The 21,036-nt window shown below is 72.1% G+C and carries 14 protein-coding genes and 1 pseudogene; 5 read left to right on the top strand and 10 right to left on the bottom strand.

The genetic code is table 11. From position 1 onward, the window contains the following. Window positions 1–43 precede the first annotated feature (43 nt). From pyk to pta, 3 genes are all read right to left on the bottom strand, one after another. Complete coding sequence (pyk, locus tag AB0F18_RS27580) at window positions 44–1,480, bottom strand: pyruvate kinase (RefSeq protein ID WP_362065317.1); 1,437 nt, start codon at window positions 1,478–1,480, stop codon at window positions 44–46. Window positions 1,481–1,542: 62 nt separating this feature from the next. After that, a complete protein-coding gene (locus AB0F18_RS27575) occupies window positions 1,543–2,757 on the bottom strand; it encodes an acetate kinase (RefSeq protein ID WP_362065314.1) in 1,215 nt (404 codons plus the stop codon). Window positions 2,758–2,814: 57 nt separating this feature from the next. Next, a complete protein-coding gene (gene pta, locus AB0F18_RS27570) occupies window positions 2,815–4,905 on the bottom strand; it encodes a phosphate acetyltransferase (RefSeq protein WP_362065311.1) in 2,091 nt (696 codons plus the stop codon). A gap of 230 nt (window positions 4,906–5,135) precedes the next feature. Between pta and AB0F18_RS27565 the strand changes: the two genes are divergently transcribed. After that, on the top strand, window positions 5,136–6,161 hold the full coding sequence (locus tag AB0F18_RS27565) for an ATP-dependent 6-phosphofructokinase (protein WP_362065308.1): 1,026 nt from the start codon (window positions 5,136–5,138) through the stop codon (window positions 6,159–6,161). 33 nt (window positions 6,162–6,194) lie between these two features. On the opposite strand, the gene AB0F18_RS27560 is transcribed toward AB0F18_RS27565, so the two are convergent. Then, window positions 6,195–6,923 (bottom strand): helix-turn-helix transcriptional regulator, encoded by a 729-nt coding sequence (locus AB0F18_RS27560; protein WP_362065305.1) that lies wholly within the window; start codon window positions 6,921–6,923, stop codon window positions 6,195–6,197. A gap of 284 nt (window positions 6,924–7,207) precedes the next feature. Between AB0F18_RS27560 and AB0F18_RS27555 the strand changes: the two genes are divergently transcribed. Together AB0F18_RS27555 and AB0F18_RS27550 are read left to right on the top strand one after the other, a co-directional pair. Further along, on the top strand, window positions 7,208–7,615 hold the full coding sequence (locus AB0F18_RS27555) for a MerR family transcriptional regulator (RefSeq protein WP_362065302.1): 408 nt from the start codon (window positions 7,208–7,210) through the stop codon (window positions 7,613–7,615). Beyond that, the gene (locus AB0F18_RS27550) at window positions 7,612–7,956 is read left to right on the top strand and encodes a thioredoxin domain-containing protein (RefSeq protein WP_362065300.1); all 345 of its coding nucleotides are present in this window, start codon (window positions 7,612–7,614) and stop codon (window positions 7,954–7,956) included. Before AB0F18_RS27555 ends, AB0F18_RS27550 begins: the two co-directional genes overlap by 4 nt. Here AB0F18_RS27550 and glgB read toward each other — a convergent pair. The 4 genes from glgB to AB0F18_RS27530 all read right to left on the bottom strand — a co-directional run bounded on the left by glgB (window position 7,946) and on the right by AB0F18_RS27530 (window position 15,536). Beyond that, window positions 7,946–10,237, bottom strand: a complete 2,292-nt coding sequence (gene glgB, locus AB0F18_RS27545) for a 1,4-alpha-glucan branching enzyme (protein WP_362065297.1) — start codon at window positions 10,235–10,237, stop codon at window positions 7,946–7,948. The genes AB0F18_RS27550 and glgB overlap by 11 nt on opposite strands. Continuing rightward, window positions 10,234–11,667: a maltokinase gene (locus AB0F18_RS27540; protein ID WP_362065294.1), complete on the bottom strand. Its 1,434-nt coding sequence runs from the start codon at window positions 11,665–11,667 to the stop codon at window positions 10,234–10,236. The genes glgB and AB0F18_RS27540 overlap by 4 nt, the downstream gene beginning before the upstream one ends. 186 nt (window positions 11,668–11,853) lie before the next feature. Then, entirely contained in the window at window positions 11,854–13,548 is a 1,695-nt protein-coding gene (treS, locus tag AB0F18_RS27535) for a maltose alpha-D-glucosyltransferase (RefSeq protein WP_362065291.1), read from the bottom strand. Next, window positions 13,545–15,536, bottom strand: coding sequence for an alpha-1,4-glucan--maltose-1-phosphate maltosyltransferase (locus tag AB0F18_RS27530; protein ID WP_362065288.1), 1,992 nt, complete (start codon window positions 15,534–15,536; stop codon window positions 13,545–13,547). Before AB0F18_RS27530 ends, treS begins: the two co-directional genes overlap by 4 nt. 501 nt (window positions 15,537–16,037) lie before the next feature. Here AB0F18_RS27530 and AB0F18_RS27525 point away from each other — a divergent pair. After that, on the top strand, window positions 16,038–16,892 hold the full coding sequence (locus AB0F18_RS27525; RefSeq protein WP_362065285.1) for a hypothetical protein: 855 nt from the start codon (window positions 16,038–16,040) through the stop codon (window positions 16,890–16,892). Between the two features lie 74 nt (window positions 16,893–16,966). After that, window positions 16,967–19,603 (top strand): alpha-glucan family phosphorylase, encoded by a 2,637-nt coding sequence (gene glgP, locus AB0F18_RS27520; RefSeq protein ID WP_362065282.1) that lies wholly within the window; start codon window positions 16,967–16,969, stop codon window positions 19,601–19,603. A gap of 76 nt (window positions 19,604–19,679) precedes the next feature. Here the strand turns inward: glgP and AB0F18_RS27515 are convergent, their stop codons facing one another. Both AB0F18_RS27515 and AB0F18_RS27510 read right to left on the bottom strand, forming a co-directional pair. Then, a complete protein-coding gene (locus AB0F18_RS27515; RefSeq protein ID WP_362065279.1) occupies window positions 19,680–20,711 on the bottom strand; it encodes an AsnC family transcriptional regulator in 1,032 nt (343 codons plus the stop codon). A gap of 165 nt (window positions 20,712–20,876) precedes the next feature. Continuing rightward, window positions 20,877–21,036, bottom strand: a pseudogene (locus tag AB0F18_RS27510) (IS110 family transposase); the annotation flags it as partial.

Genomic DNA, 21,036 nt, shown 5'->3' with positions numbered 1-21,036 from the left:
TGCCGCCCTCGGTCTCTGTGCGGCAGAGTCAGGCGGTCGCGCGTCAGGCGTCGGGCGCGGTGGCTCCGCCCAGGTGGTGGACGCGGACCATGTTGGTCGTGCCCGGGACGCCGGGGGGCGAGCCGGCCGTGATGATCATCGTGTCGCCGGCGTTGAAGCGCCGGAGCTTCAGCACCTCGGCGTCGACCAGATCGACCATCGCGTCCGTGCTGTCCGCGTGCGGGACGATGGCCGACTCGACGCCCCAGCTCAGGGTGAGCTGGTTGCGGGTGTTCACGTCGGTGGTGAACGCCAGGATCGGCTGCTGGGCGCGGTAGCGGGACAGGCGGCGGGCGGTGTCGCCGGACTGGGTGAAGGCGACCAGGGCCTTGCCGTCGAGGAAGTCCGCGATCTCGCAGGCCGCGCGGGCGACGGAGCCGCCCTGGGTACGCGGCTTCTTGCCCGGGACGAGCGGCTGGAGGCCCTTGGAGAGGAGCTCCTCCTCGGCCGCCGTGACGATCTTCGACATCGTCTTGACGGTCTCGATCGGGTAGGCGCCCACCGAGGACTCGGCGGAGAGCATGACCGCGTCGGCGCCGTCGAGGATGGCGTTGGCGACGTCGGAGGCCTCCGCGCGGGTCGGACGGGAGTTGGTGATCATCGACTCCATCATCTGGGTGGCGACGATCACCGGCTTGGCGTTGCGGCGGCACATCTCGATGAGCCGCTTCTGGACCATCGGGACCTTTTCGAGCGGGTACTCGACGGCCAGGTCGCCGCGGGCCACCATGACCGCGTCGAAGGCCGCGACCACGGCCTCCATGTTCTCGACGGCCTGCGGCTTCTCCACCTTGGCGATGACGGGGACCCGGCGGCCCTCCTCGTCCATGACGCGGTGGACGTCCTTGACGTCGTTGGCGTCGCGGACGAAGGACAGGGCGACCATGTCGCAGCCCATCCGCAGGGCGAAGCGCAGGTCGTCGACGTCCTTCTCCGACAGGGCGGGGACGTTCACGGCGGCACCCGGCAGGTTGATGCCCTTGTGGTCCGAGATGACACCGCCCTCGATGACGATGGTCTTGACCCGGGGGCCGTCGACCTCCGTCACCCGCAGTTCGACGTTGCCGTCGTTGATCAGGACCTGGTCACCCTTGGCGACGTCGCCCGGGAGACCCTTGTAGGTGGTGCCGCAGATGGACTTGTCGCCCGGGACGTCCTCGGTGGTGATGGTGAACTCGTCACCGCGCACCAGCTCGACGGGACCCTCGGCGAAGGTCTCCAGACGGATCTTCGGACCCTGGAGGTCGGCGAGGACGCCGACCGCGCGCCCGGTGTCCTCGGAGACCTTCCGGACGCGGTCGTACCGCTCCTGGTGTTCTGCCTGGGAACCGTGGCTGAAGTTGAATCGGGCCACGTTCATACCTGCCTCGATGAGCGCTTTCAGCTGCTCATACGAGTCGACGGCGGGGCCCAGCGTGCAGACGATTTTGGAACGGCGCATGAAGCGGATCCTATCCGTTTGTTTCGTAGCGGAATATTCCGTCTGGTGGAAAGTCCAAGTGACTACTGGGTAACCAGCGCGTACGCCTGGGTGGCGATCTCCAGCTCCTCATCGGTCGGGACCACGGCCACCGCCACCCGCGCGTACTCCGCCGAGATCAGCCGGGGCTCCGGGGAGCGCACCGCGTTCGCCTCCAGGTCCAGCGCGAGCCCCAGCTCCTCCAGTCCGGAAACCGCCGCCTCGCGGACGGCCGCGGCGTTCTCGCCGACGCCCGCCGTGAACACGACCGCGTCCACCCGGCCCAGCACCGCCGTGTAGGCGCCGATGTACTTCTTCAGCCGGTGGACGTACGCGGCCAGCGCCAGGCGCGCCGCCTCGTCCCCCGCGCCCGCCCGCCGCGTCACCTCGCGCATGTCGTTGTCGCCGCACAGACCCAGCAGACCGCTCTTCTTGTTGAGCAGCGAGTCGATCTCGTCGACCGACAGCCCGCCCACCCGGGCCAGGTGGAAGATCACGGCCGGGTCCAGGTCCCCCGAACGCGTCCCCATGACCAGCCCCTCCAGCGGGGTCAGGCCCATCGAGGTCTCCACGCACACCCCGCCGCGCACGGCCGAGGCGGAGGCGCCGTTGCCCAGGTGCAGCACGATCACGTTCACGTCCTCCACCGCCTTGCCCAGCAGCGCGGCCGTGGCCCGCGAGACGTAGGCGTGGGAGGTGCCGTGGAAGCCGTACCGCCGGATGGAGTACTTGTCGGCCGTCGCCGCGTCGATCGCGTACCGGGCCACGTGCTCCGGCATCGTCGAGTGGAAGGCCGTGTCGAAGACGGCGACCTGCGGGAGGTCCGCGCGCAGCTCGCGCGCCACCTCGATGCCGGTCACGTTCGCCGGGTTGTGCAGCGGGGCCAGCGGGATCAGGCTGCGGATCTCCGCCAGCACCTCGTCGTCGATCACCGTCGGGGCGGTGAACCGGGTCCCGCCGTGCACCACCCGGTGGCCCACGGCGGCCAGTTCGGGGGAGTCCAGGCCCAGGCCGTCGGCGGCCAGCTCCTCGGCCACCGCCCGCAGGGCCTCCGCGTGGTCCGCGATCGCACCGGTCCGCTCGCGCCGGCCGGCCCCGGCGCCGGGCCCGGTGAGCGGCTCGTGGAGCAGGCGCGAGCCCTCCTCCCCGATCCGCTCCACGAGGCCGACGGCCAGGCGGGAGGAGTCCGCCATGTCGAGGAGCTGGTACTTGACGGACGAGGAGCCGGAGTTGAGGACGAGTACGCGCGATGCGGTCACGGTGCGGGTCTTTCCTTCGGACGGACGGGGAGGCGGGTGAGGGGTGGTGGGGGAGGGTCAGGCGGTGGGCGCCGGGGCGCCCTTGGACTGGGCCTGGATCGCGGTGATCGCCACGGTGGTGACGATGTCCTGGACCAGCGCCCCGCGCGAGAGGTCGTTGACGGGCTTGCGCAGGCCCTGGAGGACGGGGCCGACCGCGACGGCGCCGGCCGAACGCTGCACGGCCTTGTACGTGTTGTTGCCCGTGTTGAGGTCGGGGAAGATCAGCACGCTGGCCCGGCCGGCCACCTCGGAGCCGGGCAGCTTGGTCGCCGCCACCGAGGGCTCCACGGCGGCGTCGTACTGGATCGGGCCCTCGATGAGCAGGTCCGGGCGGCGCTCGCGGACGAGTTCGGTGGCCTTGCGGACCTTCTCCACGTCAGCGCCGGAGCCGGAGGTGCCGGTGGAGTACGAGAGCATCGCGATCCGCGGCTCGACGCCGAAGGCCGCGGCGGTGGCGGCCGACTGGATGGCGATGTCGGCGAGCTGCTCGGCGTTCGGGTCCGGGTTGACCGCGCAGTCCCCGTACACGAGGACCTGGTCGGCCAGGCACATGAAGAAGACGGAGGAGACGATGGACGCCTCCGGCTTGGTCTTGATGATCTCGAAGGCCGGGCGGATGGTCGCGGCGGTGGAGTGCACGGAGCCGGAGACCATGCCGTCGGCCAGGCCCTCCTGCACCATCAGCGTGCCGAAGTAGTTGACGTCGGTGACCACGTCGTGGGCCAGCTCGACGGTCATGCCCTTGTGGGCGCGCGCCTGGGCGTAGTACTCGGCGAAACGTTCCCGCATGGGGGAGGTGGCCGGGTCGATGAGCTGGGCGCCCGAGATGTCGATGCCCAGGTCGGCGGCCTTCTTCAGGATCGCCTGCTCCTCGCCCAGCAGGGTCAGGTCGCAGACCCCCCGGCGCAGCACCACGTCCGCCGCGCGCAGCACGCGCTCTTCGGTGCCCTCGGGCAGGACCACCCGGCGCCGCTCGGAGCGGGCCCGCTCCAGCAGCTCGTGCTCGAACATCATCGGGGTGACGCGCTCCGAGCGGGCCACCGACAGCAGGCCGCGCAGCTCGGCGGTGTCCACGTGCCGCTCGAAGAGGCCGAGGGCGGTCTCCAGCTTGCGCGGGGTCGCGGAGTTCAGCCGGCTCTGCAGGGAGAAGAGTTCGGCGGCCGTCGGGAAGCTGTTGCCGGCCACCGAGACCACCGGGGTGCCGGGCGCCAGTTTCGAGGCGAGGGTGAGGATGTCCTGCCCCGGGCGCTCGCCCAGGGTCAGCAGCACGCCGGCGATCGGCGGGGTGCCGGAGGTGTGCGCGGCCAGCGCGCCGACGACCAGGTCGGAGCGGTCCCCGGGGGTGACGACCAGGCAGCCGGGGGTCAGGGCGTTCAGGAAGTTCGGCAGCATCGCGCCGCCGAAGACGAAGTCCACGGCGTCGCGCGCCAGCCCGGCGTCGTCGCCGAGGAGCACCTCGCCGCCGAGCGCCCGGGTGATCTGGGCGACGGTCGGCGCCGACAGGGACTTGTCGTCCGGCAGGACGTAGCAGGGCACGGGGAGGCGGGCGCCGAGCCGCTCGGCTATGGAGTCCCGGTCGGCGGCGGCCACCCGGTTGACCACCATCGCCACGACGTGGCAGCCCAGGCTCTCGTAGGCCCGGTGGGCGTTGCGGGCCTCGGCGCGCACGGCGTCGGCGGGCTGCCCGGTGCCGCCGACGACGGGCACCACGACGGCCCCCAGCTCGTTGGCGAGGCGGGCGTTCAGCGCCAGCTCGTCGGGGAGGTTGGTGTCGGCGTAGTCGGTGCCGAGGACCAGCATGACCTCGTAGTCGCGGGCCACCCGGTGGTAGCGGTCCACGAGCCGGGAGACCAGTTCGTCGGTCCCCTTCTCGGCCAGCACCGCGGAGGCCTCCCCGTACTCCATCCCGTACGCCGCCGAGGCGTCCTGGTCCAGCCGGTAGCGGGCCTTGAGCAGGTCGAAGAGGCGGTCCGGCGCGTCGTGCAGCAACGGACGGTAGACGCCGACCCGCCCCGTCCGGCGGGTCAGCAGCTCCATGATCCCCAGCTCGACGACCTGGCGGCCGTCCCCCCGCTCGATCCCGGTCACGTACACGCTGCGCGTCACGCGTCGTCTCCGTCCATGCTGTGAATATCGGTTTTGGTCTGGCTCGACCTCTTGACAATACCCCGCTCAGTGGATAAAGCGCCCGCCGGAATATGGTCCCGGCCGGCCGGGACCAAAGGCCCGGTGGGCGGAGCAGCGCGGAGCGCGGGTCGCCCGGGCGGCGTGGAACAATCGGACACGTGGGGTTAATACGCCCATCAGGTACGACCAGGAGCAGGAGACACAGGACGATGCGTATCGGAGTTCTCACCGCAGGCGGCGACTGTCCCGGCCTGAACGCCGTCATCCGGTCGGTCGTACACCGCGCGCTGGTCGGTCACGGGGACGAGGTCATCGGGTTCGAGGACGGTTTCAAGGGTCTCCTCGACGGCCACTACCGCCCCCTGGACATCAATGCCGTCAGCGGCATCCTGGCCCGCGGCGGCACCATCCTCGGCTCGGCCCGCATGGAGCGCGCCCGGCTGCACGAGGCCGCGGAGAACGCCGAGGAACTGGCGCGGCGTTACCAGCTCGACGCTCTCATCCCGATCGGCGGCGAGGGCACCCTGACGGCCTCGCGGATGCTGTCGGACGCCGGGATGCCGGTCGTCGGCGTCCCGAAGACCATCGACAACGACATCTCCGCCACCGACCGCACCTTCGGCTTCGACACCGCCGTCATGGTCGCCACCGAGGCCATCGACCGCCTGAAGACCACCGCCGAATCGCACCAGCGGGTCATGGTCGTCGAGGTCATGGGCCGCCACGCGGGCTGGATCGCCCTGGAGTCCGGCATGGCCGGCGGCGCCCACGGCATCTGCCTGCCGGAGCGGCCCTTCGAGGTGGAGGCCCTGGTGAAGATGGTGGAGGAACGGTTCTCCCGAGGTAAGAAGTTCGCCGTCATCTGCGTCGCCGAGGGCGCGCACCCGGCCGAGGGCTCCATGCCGTACGAGAAGGGCGCGATCGACGCGTACGGCCACGAGCGCTTCGCCGGCATCGGCAACCGCCTGGCCGTCGAACTGGAGCACCGCCTGGGCAAGGAGGCCCGGCCGGTCATCCTCGGCCACGTCCAGCGCGGCGGCGTCCCCACCGCCTACGACCGCGTCCTGGCCACCCGCTTCGGCTGGCACGCCGTCGAGGCCGTGCACCGCGGGGACTTCGGCAACATGACCGCCCTGCGCGGCACCGACGTGGTCATGGCCCCGCTGGCCGAGGCCGTCGCCGAGCTGAAGACGGTCCCCGAGGAGCGCATGTACGAGGCCGAGTCGGTGTTCTGACGGGGCCCTCCGGCCCCGCCCGCCGGGTGTGTCCTACCCCGCACCGCCGGCCAGCGACCAGAACCGCTCCGAGATCGCCTCCAGGTACTGGCGGCCGGCGTCGCCGGTCCAGGTGGAGCTCTCGCCGCCGCCCCAGCTGACCGTGGCCACCATCCGCTGCTGGTACTCGTTGTGGAGCAGCTCCAGGACCCGCTCCAGATGGGCCTTGGGCACCGGCAGCAGCTTGGCCAGCGGCTTCACGTACGCCTGCCAGCGGGTGGTCGCCGCGCTGCGCAGCAGCCCGTCGAGCTCCTCCTGTTTGCCGGTCACCGCCACGAACTGGGCGAGGGTGAGCTTGAGTACGGAGGCCAGGGCGGCGGACTGGCGCTCGTTGCCCTTCCAGCGCCCGGACTCCTCCATCTTCAGGTAGGCGTTCGCCTCCAGCCCCACCCTGCGGGCCAGGTCCTCGGGGTCCATGCCCCGGGCCAGCCGGTGTTCCCGCAGGGTGACGGGCTCGGCGAGCAGTTCCCCGGGGGAACACCAGAGCACGCCGGCGAGGGCGGTGAGCTCGGCGGAGCTGGGCGACTGTTCGCCCTGCTCCCAGGCCATCACGGTCTCGGGCGCGACGAGCAGGCCGTACTGGGCGCGCAGGCCGTAGGCGACATGACCGGGCGCCATGCCCAGGGCCGCGCGCAGGCGACGCGCGGCGGGGGCATTGAAAGGTGGGCTGGAGTGCACAGGGCACACGGTAGAAGTGGCCAAGGCGTGGCGACTACAGACCATTCAAACAAGCCAATAACTCGTAGGAAAGTCCTATGCAGTTCATGACTTTATGCGGTTTACCCGGCGACTGTCCGGTAATCGGATGGTTGGAAGATCCATTTACAGCGTACGGATCCAGCCACTCCATTTCAGGGGTCTCCGCGAGCCCGCCGCGTGATCCCCGCCACACACCGTGAACCGCTCCCCATCGCCGTACGTGATCCATATCGGGGCCCTCGCATACGGGGGTAGCGAGGGCCCCCAGCCCTTCCCTTGACGTCGGCGTCAAGGAATACGGTCGTGCCATGCGCATCGGCGAACTGGCGAAACGGGCCGGGACCAGCACCCGGACGCTCCGGTACTACGAATCACGCGGGCTCCTGCAGGCCCGGCGGACCGGCAACGGCTACCGGGACTACGACGAGGACGACCTGCGTCTGCTGCTCCAGATCCGCACCCTCCAGGACTTCGGCTTCGACCTGGAGGACACCCGCCCGTTCGTCGACTGCCTGCGCGACGGCCACCCGGCCGGCGACGCGTGCCCGGCCTCGCTCGCCGTGTACCGCCGCAAGCTCGCCGAGCTCGACGGGCTCATCGGCCGGCTGGCCGACGTACGCGAGCAGGTCGCGCACCAGTTGACGGCGGCCGAGGAAGCCGCCGCACAGGCACAGCCGCGCTGCGAGATGACCGGCTGGGAGAGGGGAACACGATGATCCACGCCAAGGGTGTGGCCGAGGTGACCGACGCGGACTTCACGGCGGAGGTACTGGCGGAGCGGGACCGCCCGGTCCTGGTGGAGTTCACCGCGGACTGGTGCGGCCCCTGCCGCCAGCTCGCCCCCGTGCTCTCGGCCGTGGCGGCCGAGGAGGCCGGGCGCCTCAAGGTGGTGCAGATCGACGCGGACGCCAACCCGGGCGCCGTCACCCGCTACGGGGTGCTGTCCTTGCCGACCATGCTGCTCTTCCGCGACGGCGAGCCCGTCCGGCAGATCGTCGGCGCCCGGCCCAGGCGCCGCCTCCTCCAGGAACTGGACGAGGCCCTCGTCACGGCCTGAGCCAGACCGTCGCCATCGGCGGGATCGTCATCCGCAGGCTCCTCGCGCGGCCCTGGGCCGGGACCGGCTCGGGGTGCAGCGGGCGGTCGTGGTGGACGCCGCTGCCGCCGTACACCTCATGGTCCGTGTTGAGGACCTCCCGCCACTGCGGGACCTCCTCCGGGACCCCGATCCGGTAGCCGTGCCGGACCACCGGGGAGAAGTTCGACACGCACAGCAGCTGTGAGCCGTCGTTCGCGTACCGCAGGAACGCGAACACGTTGTCGTCGGCGGCGTCCGCCTCCACCCACGCGAAGCCCTCCGGCACCGAGTCCCGCTCCCACAGGGCCGGCGCCGCCGTGTACGCCCGGTTCAGGTCGCGCACCAGCTCCCGTACCCCCCGGTGGTCCCCGGCCGCCGAGTACGAGGAGTCCAGCACCCACCAGTCCGGCCCGTAGGTCTCCGACCACTCCGACCCCTGCGCGAACTCCTGCCCCATGAACAGCAGCTGCTTGCCCGGATGGGCCCACATGAACCCCAGGTACGCCCGGTGCGTGGCCCGCTGCTGCCACCAGTCGCCGGGCATCTTCGACACCAGCGCGCGCTTGCCGTGCACCACCTCGTCGTGCGAGATCGGCAGCACGTAGTTCTCGCTGAACGCGTAGACCATCCCGAAGGTCATGTCGTGGTGGTGGTACTTGCGGTGCACCGGCTCCTTCGACACGTACCGCAGCGTGTCGTGCATCCAGCCCATGTTCCACTTCAGCCCGAAGCCCAGCCCGCCCGAATCCGTCGGCCGGGTCACCCCGTTCCAGGCCGTGGACTCCTCCGCGATGGTCACCACGCCCGGGCAGCGCCGGTACACCGTCGCGTTCATCTCCTGGAGCAGCGCCACCGCGTCCAGGTTCTCCCGGCCGCCGTGCTCGTTCGGCGACCACTCGCCCTCGCCGCGCGAGTAGTCCAGGTACAGCATCGAGGCCACCGCGTCCACGCGCAGCCCGTCCACATGGAACTCCTGGCACCAGTACACGGCGTTGGCCACCAGGAAGTTGCGGACCTCCTTGCGCCCGTAGTCGAACTCCAGGGTCCCCCAGTCCGGGTGCGCGGCCCGCCGCGGGTCCTGGTGCTCGTACAGCGCCCGCCCGTCGAACTCGGCCAGCGCCCAGCCGTCGCGCGGGAAGTGCGCCGGCACCCAGTCGACGATCACCCCGATCCCCGCCCGGTGCAGCGAGTCCACCAGGAAGCGGAAGTCGTCCGGGGTGCCCAGCCGCGAGGTCGGCGCGTAGAACCCGGTCACCTGGTAGCCCCACGAGCCGCCGAAGGGGTGCTCGGCGACCGGCATGAACTCCACGTGCGTGAAGCCCAGCTCCTTGACGTACGAGGGCAGTTGCTCGGCCAGGCTGCGGTAGCTCAGCCCCGGCCGCCACGACGCCAGGTGCAGCTCGTACACCGACATCGGGGCCTGGTGCGCCGGGCGGGTCCCCCGCGCGGCCATCCACCGCGCGTCCCCCCACGCGTACCGGGACGCCGTGACCACCGAGGCGGTCGCCGGCGGGACCTCCGCGTACCGGGCCATCGGGTCGGCCCGCAGCGTGTGGCCGCCGTCCGGGCGCGTGATGTCGTACTTGTACAGCGCCCCCTCGCCCACCCCCGGCAGGAACAGCTCCCACACCCCGGTCGAGCCCAGCGAGCGCATCGGGTACGCCACCGGGTCCCAGTACGAGAAGTCCCCGGTGACCCGTACCCCCTGCGCGTTCGGCGCCCACACCGTGAACCGGGTGCCGGCCACCCCCTGGTGCTCCATGACCTCCGAGCCGAGCGCCGTCCACAGCTCCTCGTGCCGGCCCTCGCCGATCAGGTGCAGGTCCAGCTCGCCGAGGGTGGGCAGGAACCGGTACGGGTCGTGGACCTCGATCTCGTCGCCGTCGTACGCCACCAGCAGCCGGTAGTCCGGGACCCCGGTCAGCGGCAGCAGCCCGGAGAACAGCCCGTCACCCTCGTCGCAGAGCTCGGCCCGCAGCCCCTTCGCCACGATCGTGACGGCCTTCGCGTACGGGCGCAGCGCCCGGAAGACCACCCCGCCGCGCTGGGCGCGGGCGCCCAGCAGCCCGTGCGGGTCGTGGTGACGGCCCTCCAACAGCCGGGCCCGTTCCCCGGCGTCCAGCGCGGGGGCGGGCCGGACCCCGTGGGGAGGCGCGGCGCGGCGGGCGCGCGGGGTGCGGGGCCGTTTCGCGCCGGCGGGCTCGGGGGCCGCTGCGGCTTCCTCGCGGACGGTGGGTGACGGCTGTCGTGCGGCGCTCACGCGAGCGGCCTCCTCGGGGGCTTCGGGTGGGGGGCGGTGCCGGGTACGGGCGGGGGCATCCGGTGGGCGGGGCGCTCGGGCGCCGACAGCCGGCGGATCGCCGCCATCGGGACGTGGAGCCAGTCGGGGCGGTGCCGGAACTCGTAGCGGGCCTCGTACACCGCCTTGTCGGTCTCGTACGCGCGCAGCAGGACAGGGTCCTCGCGCGGATCGCGGCCGGTGGTGCGGGCGTAGCCCTCGCAGAACGCGGCCCGGCAGGCGTCCGCCCAGGCGGGGGCGAAGGGGCGGTGCGAGCGGGCGGCGTAGTCGAAGGAGCGCAGTATCCCGGCGATGTCGCGGACGGCCGGTTCGGGGCGGCGGCGGTCGGCCAGCGGGCGGGCGGGCTCGCCCTCGAAGTCGATCAGCGCCCAGCAGCCGTCGGCGGTGCGCAGGGTCTGCCCCAGGTGCAGGTCCCCGTGGATGCGCTGGGCGGGCACCCCCGCGCCCCGGGAGGCGGCCAGTGCGTCGAAGGCGCCGCGCAGCCCCGTCTCGTAGGGCCGCAGCGCGGGCACCTCGCGGGCGGTGGCGGCCAGCCGGGCGGTCATCCCGGCGGCGAGCCGGGCGGTCTGCTCGGGGCCCAGGGCCAGGGTGGGCAGGGCGTCGGCGAGCGCGCTGTGCACCTCGGCGGTGGCCCGGCCCAGGGCGTGCGCCTCGGCGGTGAAGTCGGCGCCCGCGCCGAGCCGGCGCAGGGCCAGCTGCCAGCCGTCGTCGGAGCCGCGCAGGTAGGGCTGGAGGACGCCCAGGGTCAACGGTTCTCCACCTGCGGGCGCGGCCTCGTACCAGGCGACCGGGGCGGGGACCCGGGCGCAGCCGGCGGCGGCCAGGGCTCTGGGCAGTTCCAGGTCCGGGTTGATCCCGGGGCCGACCCGGCGGAACACCTTGAGGATGTACGAATCCCCGTAGATCAACGAAGAGTTGGTCTGTTCCCCGGACAACGGGCGGGGGGTGAGCCCGGCCTCGATGGGGGTGTCCGGGTCCCGGTCGAAGCGGAGCGGGCCCAGGGTGCCGGGGGAGCGCAGCCGCTCCAGCAGCATGGCGGCGAGCCGGGGGTCGCCCAGGGCCTCGTAGACCGCCCGGCCCGCGTACGGGCCGGACCGGGGGTGGCCGATCAGGGCGGGGGCGAGGGCGGGCGGCAGCGGGGACGGGCGGACGCCCAGCAGGAGTTGGTAGCAGTCCCCGTCCACGTCGAGCAGCAGGTGCAGCAGTCCCGGGAGGGCTCCCGGCGGCAGCAGCTCGGCCGAGGAGACGGCCCTGAGCCGGCCGATCCCGCGGCCCTTGCCCGCGAACCAGCGCTGCGCGGGCAGCCATTCCCTGAGCATCGGTTCGAGCGGGCCGATCCCGGCGGCCCGGTCGGCCGCCAGCCGGCTCCGGGCGGATGCAGCCTCCGACATGGCGTCGCGTCCTTTCCCCGGGCCGTCACAGAATGCGCAGAGTGTCCCGGATGTGCGGCAGTTGCTTCTCCGGTAAGTGCGAGTGTCGGGTCAGGATGCTCCGTACAGGGGCGGGCGTTGACCCGTTGGAGTGCCCGCCCCGTTCCGGTACCGCGCAGGTTCGCGCGGGTGGCCTAGCGCCGGCGCCTACTCCCGGCGCAGGCGGAACCAGTAGAAGCCGTGTCCCGCCAGGGTCAGCAGGTACGGCCATTCACCGATCGGCGGGAACCGCACGTCACCCGTGAGCTCCACCGGGACCCGCCCGTTGAACGACCGCAGGTCCAGCTCGGTGGGCTGCGCGAAGCGGGAGAAGTTGTGCACGCACAGCACCAGGTCGTCCCCGTACTCGCGCAGGAACGCGAGGACGGCCGGGTTGGACGAGGGCAGTTCGGTGTACGAGCCGAGTCCGAAGGCGGGGTTCACCTTGCGGATCTCGATGAGCCTGCGGGTCCAGTGCAGCAGTGACGAGGGCGACGCCATGGCCGCCTCGACGTTGGTGACCGTGTACCCGTAGACCGGGTCCATGATGACCGGCAGGTTCAACCTTCCCGGATCGCAGGAGGAGAAACCGGCGTTGCGGTCGGGGGTCCACTGCATGGGCGTGCGCACGCCGTCGCGGTCGCCCAGCCAGATGTTGTCGCCCATGCCGATCTCGTCGCCGTAGTAGAGGATCGGAGAGCCGGGCAGGGACAGCAGCAGGGCCGTGAACAGCTCGATCTGGTTGCGGTCGTTGTCCAGGAGCGGGGCCAGCCGGCGCCGGATGCCGATGTTGGCGCGCATCCGGGGGTCCTTGGCGTACTCGGAGTACATGTAGTCGCGCTCTTCGTCGGTGACCATTTCGAGGGTCAGCTCGTCGTGGTTGCGCAGGAAGATGCCCCACTGGCAGCGGTCCGGGATCGCCGGGGTCTTGGCCAGGATCTCCGAGACGGGGTAGCGCGACTCGCGGCGCACGGCCATGAAGATGCGCGGCATGACCGGGAAGTGGAAGGCCATGTGGCACTCGTCGCCGCCGGTCGCGTAGTTCCCGAAGTAGTCCACGACGTCCTCGGGCCACTGGTTGGCCTCGGCGAGCAGGACGGTGTCCGGGTAGTGCGCGTCGATCTCCGCTCTGACCCGCTTGAGGAGCGCGTGGGTGCGGGGCAGGTTCTCGCAGTTGGTGCCTTCCTCGGCGTAGAGGTAGGGCACGGCGTCGAGGCGGAAGCCGTCGATGCCGAGGTCGAGCCAGAACCGCAGGGCGGAGATGATCTCCTCCTGCACGGCCGGGTTCTCGAAGTTGAGGTCCGGCTGGTGCGAGAAGAAGCGGTGCCAGTAGTACTGCTTGCGGACCGGGTCGTACGTCCAGTTCGAGGTCTCGGTGTCGACGAAGATGATGCGGGCGTCCTGGTACTGCTTGTCGTTGTCGGCCCACATGTAGTAGTCGCCGTAGGGCCCGTCCGGGTCCTTGCGGGACTGCTGGAACCACTCGTGCTGGTCGCTGGTGTGGTTCATGACGAAATCGATGATCACCCGCATGCCGCGGCTGTGCGCGGCGTCCACGAACTCCACGAAGTCGGCGAGGTCTCCGAACTCGGGGAGCACGGAGGTGTAGTCGGAGACGTCGTAGCCCCCGTCGCGCAGCGGCGAGGCGAAGAACGGCGGCAGCCAGAGGCAGTCGATGCCCAGCCACTGGAGGTAGTCCAGCTTCTGCGTGAGCCCCTTGAGGTCCCCGACGCCGTCGCCGTTGCTGTCGTGGAAGGAGCGGACCAGGACCTCGTAGAAGACGGCCCGCTTGAACCAGTCGGGGTCGCGGTCCTTGGCGGGGGTGTCCTCGAACGTGTCGTGGACCGGATCGTTGATCATCATGTGGTGGGTGACCCTCCAGTCGGGGACGGTCGCAGAGCGGCCAGTACGTGCGCGGGCGTGCGGCCCGGTTCCAGGCGCACGTAGTTCGCCCTGCCCCAGTGATAGGTCTCGCCGGTGAGCTCGTCGCGCACCGCGAGGGACCCGTGCCAGTCGAGGCCGAGTACCGGCATGTCCAACGAGACCGTCGCCTCCTGGGTGTGGTGCGGATCGAGGTTGACGACCACCAGTACGGAATTGCCCCCGGAGTGCTTCGAATAGGCGATCACCTGTTCGTTGTCGGTCGAGTGGAAGTGGAGGTCCCGCAGCTGCTGGAGGGCCGGATTGCGCCGGCGCATCCGGTTCAGGGCGGTGATCAGCGGGGCGATGGAGCGGCCCTCGCGCTCGGCGGCCGCCCAGTCGCGGGGGCGCAGCTCGTACTTCTCGGAGTTCAGGTACTCCTCGCTGCCCTCGCGGACCGGCTCGTTCTCGCACAGCTCGTAGCCGGAGTAGACGCCCCAGGTGGGGGAGAGGGTGGCGGCGAGCACCGCGCGGACCTCGAAGGCGGGGCGGCCGCCCTTCTGGAGGTACTCGTGGAGGATGTCGGGCGTGTTCACGAAGAAGTTCGGCCGCATCACGGAGGCCGAACGGGTGCCGGACAGCTCGGTCAGGTACTCGGTCAGCTCGGCCTTGGTGTTGCGCCAGGTGAAGTACGTGTACGACTGCTGGAAGCCGACCGAGGCCAGCGCGCGCATCATGGCGGGACGGGTGAAGGCCTCGGCCAGGAAGATCACGTCGGGATCGGACTTGTTGATGTCCGCGATCACCTTCTGCCAGAAGACCACCGGCTTGGTGTGCGGGTTGTCGACGCGGAAGATCCGGACCCCGTGGGACATCCAGTGGCGCAGGATCCGGCAGGTCTCCTCGACGATCCCGGCCATGTCGGTGTCGAAGTGGATCGGGTAGATGTCCTGGTACTTCTTCGGCGGGTTCTCGGCGTAGGCGATCGACCCGTCGGCGCGGTGACGGAACCACTCCGGGTGCTTGTCCACCCAGGGGTGGTCCGGGGAGCACTGGAGGGCGAAGTCGAGGGCGATCTCCATGCGGAGCTCGCGGGCGCGGGCGACGAAGGCGTCGAAGTCCTCCAGGGTCCCCAGGTCCGGGTGGACGGCGTCGTGCCCGCCCTCCGGCGACCCGATGGCCCACGGCACGCCCGGGTCCCAACTACCCGCCGACAATGTGTTGTTGGGGCCCTTGCGGTACGTCGACCCGATCGGGTGGATCGGCGGCAGGTACACCACGTCGAAACCCATGGCGGCAATGGCCGGGAGCCGGTCGGCGGCGGTCCGGAACGTGCCGGAGACGGGGGCCGAACCGGGCTCCACCACCGCCCCCTCGGAGCGGGGGAACATCTCGTACCAGGAACCGAAGAGGGCCCGCTTGCGTTCGACGAGCAACGGCAGCGCCTTGGCGGAGGTCACCAGCTCCCGGTACGGGCGCCGGGCCAGCGCCGCGTCGACCGCCGGGGCCAGCGCGGCCGCGTGGCGCACCTCGACCGGCAGGTCCTCGTCGCGCATCGCGTCGGCGGCGGCCAGTACGGCCTCGCGCCCGTCGCGCTTGGGAACCTTGGCCGCGGCCCGCTCGTAGAGTTCGGCGCCTTCGAGGAGCGTCAGCCCGGTGTCGATACCCGCCGGGATCTTGACCGCGGCATGGGCCCGCCAGGTGGCGACCGGATCGCTCCACGCCTCGACGGTGTACGTCCACCTCCCCTCGATCTCGGCCGACACCCTGGCACCCCACCGGTCGGTGCCGGGGGCGAGCTCCCGCATCGGCACCGGCGGGCGCAGCCGCCCGCTCGGATCGCGCAGGACGACATGGGCGGAAACGGCGTCGTGGCCCTCCCGGAACACGGTGGCGGAAATCTCTAGGACCTCGTCCACGACCGCCTTGGCGGGTCTGGCCCCGCAGTCGACGGCGGGGCGGACGTCCAGCACGGGAATGCGACCGATCATGATGGGATCACCTGAAGGCAGTTCGCAGGGCTCGGTGACAACGGGCCAGCCGGTATCACGGCTGGTAGTGCACGCTCTGTTCGCTCTGTTTCTAGCCGTTCGGAAGACGGCTGGGCTGCGGGCATGGCCGCTCCTGTCCGCGTTCACTCGGGTGGCGGGAGAAGGTCGGGGGAGGGTGCGCCGTGCGTGTACCGCGTGTACCCGCTGAGCCCTTCCCAATCTCCCACCGCCCAATCCGTGCTGTCGGTCAACTACTCGTACGTAGGGAGCGCCCGATTCCCCAAGGGCCTGGTCGACATCGGTCGAGGCTCCGTCAAGTCGGCGAAGACCAGGTGACCTACAACGGGTCACCCCCGCATCGGGCGTCCCGCTGACCCCAACCGCCTCACGGGCACCCCCGGCAGCCGTCCGAGCTCCGATCGCCCGGCTCCCCGGACTGACGGTGTTTCAGCACCTCGGAAGGGGTCACCCGGCGGCGTGATCCGCGCGAGAATGCGCGGCATGGGTCTGACCGAGCAGCTCGTGCATCCCGACCCCCGGCAGCGGGAGGACGCCGCGCGGTGGGTGGCCGGGGCGGTGTGGGATCCCGCGGCGGAGGAGGAGCTCGCCGGCGTGCTCGTCGAGGCCGCCTGTACGGAGGAGGACCCCGGGGCGCTGGAGGCGCAGCTCGGCGCGCTCGTCGCCGTCGAGGCCGGGCTGAGCGACCTCGGGCTGCAGCGGCTCGGCCTGATCTGGCCCGCGCCGCCCGTGCTGGACCGGCTCCTCGCACGGGCCGGGCGGCTCCAGGTCTCGGCGCCCGTCACCCCCGGCGGGACCGCCACCCTCACCGTGGTGCGCTGCCTGCGCGGAGCGCCCCGTACCGGCTCCCGGCTGCGCACCCCCGACGGGGCCTGGGTGGTGCTGGAGCGGATCGAGCTCTACGGCCGGGCCGTCGACCGGCTCGACGCCGGCTCCACCGCCCGGGTCCTGCTGTCCGGGGCCGGCGCGCGCGGACTGGAGGAGTGGGACCGGCTCGACGCCGACCCCCGCGCGCGGGAGTGCGTCCAGCGGCTCCTCGCCCCCGACCCCCGGGTGCGCGCCCTGGCCGCCGACGAGGCCGCCGTCCGGCCCGGCCCGTGGGACGACGAGACCGGCCGGCGGCTGTGCGCCGCCCTCGCCCGCGCCGCCGTCACCGAGACCGACCCGGACGCGCTGGAGAGCGAGCTGCGCGCCCTGCTGCGGCTGGCGGGCTTCGTCTCGCCGCCGGTCCTCGCCCTGCTGCGCGGCCTCGAACGCACGGTCGTACCGTTCTCGCTGCGCCCGTACCTCGACGACCTGTTGGACGAATGGCCGCCCGGCGACAGGGTCCGGCACTAACCTTCGGGGCGACGCGCGGGTGCACAGCGTGGTGCGGCCGCTCCGATCCGTCATCCCCTGCGAAGGTGGAACACGTGAAGGCTATCCGTCGATTCACCGTGCGCCCCGTCCTCCCCGAACCCCTCATGCCACTCGCCGAACTCGCGCGCAACCTGCGCTGGTCGTGGCATACGGAAACCCGCGAACTCTTCCAGTCCGTCGACCCCGAGGGCTGGCAGGCCGCAGGCGGCGATCCCGTCCGGCTGCTCGGCACCGTCTCCGCCGCCCGGCTCGCCGAACTCGCCGCCGACCGCCGCTTCCTGCGCCGGCTCGCCGTCGCGGCCGCCGACCTCGACGACTACGTCCACGGCGGGAGGTGGTACCAGACCCGCGAGAACGGATCCGGCCTCCCCGCCGCCATCGCCTACTTCTCGCCCGAATTCGGCATCACCGCCGCCCTCCCCCAGTACTCCGGCGGCCTCGGGATCCTCGCCGGGGACCACCTCAAGGCCGCTAGCGACCTCGGCGTCCCGATCATCGGCGTCGGCCTGCTCTACCGGCACGGCTACTTCCGCCAGTCCCTCTCCCGCGACGGCTGGCAGCAGGAGCACTACCCGGTCCTCGACCCCCACGAACTGCCCCTCTCCCTGCTCCGCCAGGAGGACGGCGCCCCCGCGCGCGTGACCCTCACCCTGCCCGGCGGGCGGTCGTTGCACGCGCACATCTGGCAGGCCCGCGTCGGCCGCGTCCCGCTGCTCCTGCTCGACTCCGACGTCGAGGACAACGACGCCGGCGCCCGCGAGGTGACCGACCGGCTCTACGGCGGCGGCAGCGACCACCGCCTCCTCCAGGAGATGCTGCTCGGCATCGGCGGCGTCCGCGCCGTCCGCGCCTACTGCCGCATCACCGGCCACCCCGGCCCCGAGGTCTTCCACACCAACGAGGGCCACGCCGGCTTCCTCGGCCTCGAACGCATAAGGGAACTGGAAGGGGAGCGGGGCCTCGGCTTCGACGCCGCCGTCGAGGCCGTCCGCGCCGGAACCGTCTTCACCACCCACACCCCCGTCCCCGCCGGCATCGACCGCTTCGAGCGCTCCCTCGTCGCCCGCCACTTCGGCGAGGGCGGCGAGCTGGCCGGCGTACCCGTCGAACGCATCCTGGAGCTCGGCGCCGAGTCCTACCCCGGCGGCGACCCCGGAGTGTTCAACATGGCCGTCATGGGCCTGCGCCTGGCCCAGCGCGCCAACGGGGTCTCCACCCTCCACGGGGCCGTCAGCCGGGGCATGTTCGCCGGGCTCTGGCCGGGCTTCGACCCCGCCGACGTACCCATCACCTCCGTCACCAACGGGGTCCACGCCCCGACCTGGGTCGCCCCCGAGGTCATGCGGCTCGGCGCCCGCCAGATCGGCGCCGGGCGCGCCGAGGACGCCCTGGCGGTCGGCGGATCCACCCGCTGGGACGCCGTCGCGCAGATCCCCGACCAGGACGTGTGGGACGTACGGCGCGCGCTGCGCGAGCAGCTGGTCCAGGAGGTACGGGACCGGCTGCGCACCTCGTGGAAGCAGCGCGGGGCCGCCGACGCGGAGCTCGGCTGGGTGGACGACGTCCTGGACCCGGACGTGCTGACCATCGGCTTCGCCCGCCGCGTCCCCTCGTACAAGCGGCTCACGCTGATGCTGCGCGACCCCGAGCGGCTGCGCCGCCTGCTGCTCGACCCGGACCGCCCGGTGCAGATCGTCGTCGCGGGCAAGGCGCACCCGGCGGACGACGGCGGCAAGCGGCTCGTCCAGGAGCTCGTGCGCTTCTCGGACGATCCGAGGGTCCGGCACCGGATCGTCTTCCTGCCCGACTACGGCATGGGCATGGCGCAGAAGCTCTACCCCGGCTGCGACGTCTGGCTCAACAACCCGCTGCGGCCGCTGGAGGCCTGCGGGACCAGCGGGATGAAGGCCGCGCTCAACGGCTGCCTCAACCTCTCGGTCCTGGACGGCTGGTGGGACGAGTGGTTCGAGCCCGACTTCGGCTGGGCCATCCCCACCGCCGACGGGCTCGGCACGGACGAGGAGCGGCGCGACGACCTGGAGGCGGCCGGTCTCTACGAACTGATCGAGAACCGGGTCGCGCCCCGCTTCTACGACCGGGCCGGCCGCACCGGGCTGCCCGACCGGTGGATCGAGATGGTCCGCCGCACCCTGGTGTCCCTGGGCCCGAAGGTGCTCGCGGGGCGGATGGTACGGGAGTACGTGGAGCGGCTCTACACGCCCGCCGCGCTCTCCCACCGCGCCCTCACCGCCGAGGCGGCGCGGGACCTGGCCTGGTGGAAGGGGCGGGTCCGGGCGGCCTGGCCGAAGGTGGCCGTCGAGCACGTGGAGGCCGTCGCCGCCACGCCGGTGGGCGGCACCGCCGAGCTGGGGGCCACCCTCACGCTGCGGGTGCGGGTGGCGCTCGACGCGCTCGCGCCGGAGGACGTGGAGGTGCAGGCCGTCGCGGGCCGGGTCGACGCCCAGGACGTGATCAAGGACGGGCGGGTCTTCCCGCTCAAGCCCGCCGCCGGTCCCGACCTGGAGGGGCGCTGGGTGTACGAGGGCCCGCTGGCCCTCGACCGGACGGGGCCCTTCGGCTACACGGTACGGGTCATGCCCACGCACCCGCTGCTGGCGGCCCCGGCCGAACTGGGCCTGGTCGCGGGGCCGGTGGACGCCGACCCGGCGGGCGGCGTCCTGCTGCGCTGACGCGCTCACGGCGGGCCCGGGCGGGCGGGGCCCGGGGCCGCCCTGGGCTGCTCCCGGGGCTGCTCCCGGGGCCCGGTCAGGGGGCGGGCGGCGGGTCCACCAGCCGCCCGTCCTCGACCAGCATCCCGGCCCGCTTGAGGGTCCGCAGGTTCGGGATCACCTCCACCTGCCCGATACCGGGCACCGCGCCGATCCGCTCGGTGAGGTACGTGTACAGCGCGTCGGTGTCCCGGCACAGCACCACGGCCAGCAGGTTCGCCGCCCCGGTGATGGCCGCCGCGAACGGCACCTCGGGGTGGCTCCCGAGCGCCGCGCCCACCTCCGCCAGCCGGGCCGGCGGCACGGTCAGCAGCAGGGAGGTGTCCGTTTCGTAGCCCAGGTGCTCGGGGATGACCTCCACGTCGAAGAAGACCGCCCCGCGCTCCCGCAGCCGCTCCAGCCGGCGCCGGGCCGTGGACTCCGACAGCCCCGAGGCACGGGCCAGCTCCGGATAGCCGGCCCGGCCGTCCTGTCGCAGGACCGACAGCAGTGCCAGCTCGGCCTCGTCGAGGGTGTAGCGCGCCTCCCTGTACTCCGGCGCGAGCGGTTGTGGGCGCAGGGCGGCTACCTGGTCCGGGCGCAGTCCCTCCAGCCCCGTCCAGACCCCGGGGCCGCCGATGTACTTGCGCAGCACGGTGTGCGCGCTGATGGCCGTCACCCGCCGGGTGCGCGGCAGCTTCTCCAGGAGCAGGGCGTCCCGGTCCTCGCGGGTCCGGGCCCGGGTCATGCAGTGGATCTCCGTACCGCCCGAGTTCAGCGACACCCACGCGATGTCCGGCCGGCGGGCCAGGGCCTCGGCCACCGCGACCGCCGCGTCGGGTGCGCACTGCACGCGCAGCCAGGACTCGAACAGCCCGACCCGGCTGCCGACGGGCAGCCCGACGACCCGCAGCAGTCCGTTGCCGCGCAGCCGGTGGTAGCGGCGCACCACGGTCTGGTCGGAGACCTCCAGTACCTCGGCGAGCCGGCTGAAGGGGGCCCGGCCGTCGATGGACAGGGCGTGGGCGAGGGCCCGGTCGAAGGCGTCCAGGACGGTGGGACGGTTCCCGGCCCGTTGATTGGGATGCATGGTTTCCATCATTCCAGGCGCTTCGAGGACCGGAATCCTGCGGAAGATGGCTTCCGGGTGGGTGATTCGAGGCCCCGCTGCCACGGTGGGGCGACCACAGCGAACACCCCGCCGGGCACCGACGACCCCGGCTCGGAAGAACCTTGAGGAGTCTCAATGACGAAGTCAAGCCGCCAGCGCGACCGGCGGGGCGGAGGTGAATACCCGGTTGTCGCGCAGGAGCGCCCACAGGACGCTGGCGCGTCGTCGGGCCAGGGCGATGACGGCTTGGACGTGTTTGCATCCCTCGCCGCGCTTCTTGAGGTAGAAGTCCCGGTTCGGCCCT

The sequence above is a fragment of the Streptomyces sp. NPDC029216 genome, from assembly GCF_040648015.1.
GTDB lineage: Bacteria > Actinomycetota > Actinomycetes > Streptomycetales > Streptomycetaceae > Streptomyces.
The sequence above is the reverse complement of the archived record's forward strand: the minus strand, read 5'-3'. Positions and strand labels throughout refer to the sequence as shown.

Bases quoted from the DNA above. Each gene is read 5' to 3' on its own strand.
- AB0F18_RS27550 (WP_362065300.1), top strand. From the start codon at position 7,612: ATGATCCACGCCAAGGGTGTGGCCGAGGTGACCGACGCGGACTTCACG.
- AB0F18_RS27540 (WP_362065294.1), bottom strand. From the start codon at position 11,667: ATGTCGGAGGCTGCATCCGCCCGGAGCCGGCTGGCGGCCGACCGGGCC.
- AB0F18_RS27565 (WP_362065308.1), top strand. From the start codon at position 5,136: ATGCGTATCGGAGTTCTCACCGCAGGCGGCGACTGTCCCGGCCTGAAC.
- AB0F18_RS27560 (WP_362065305.1), bottom strand. From the start codon at position 6,923: ATGGTCTGTAGTCGCCACGCCTTGGCCACTTCTACCGTGTGCCCTGTG.
- AB0F18_RS27515 (WP_362065279.1), bottom strand. From the start codon at position 20,711: ATGCATCCCAATCAACGGGCCGGGAACCGTCCCACCGTCCTGGACGCC.
- AB0F18_RS27530 (WP_362065288.1), bottom strand. From the start codon at position 15,536: ATGATCGGTCGCATTCCCGTGCTGGACGTCCGCCCCGCCGTCGACTGC.
- treS (WP_362065291.1), bottom strand. From the start codon at position 13,548: ATGATGATCAACGATCCGGTCCACGACACGTTCGAGGACACCCCCGCC.
- AB0F18_RS27525 (WP_362065285.1), top strand. From the start codon at position 16,038: ATGGGTCTGACCGAGCAGCTCGTGCATCCCGACCCCCGGCAGCGGGAG.
- AB0F18_RS27555 (WP_362065302.1), top strand. From the start codon at position 7,208: ATGCGCATCGGCGAACTGGCGAAACGGGCCGGGACCAGCACCCGGACG.
- pyk (WP_362065317.1), bottom strand. From the start codon at position 1,480: ATGCGCCGTTCCAAAATCGTCTGCACGCTGGGCCCCGCCGTCGACTCG.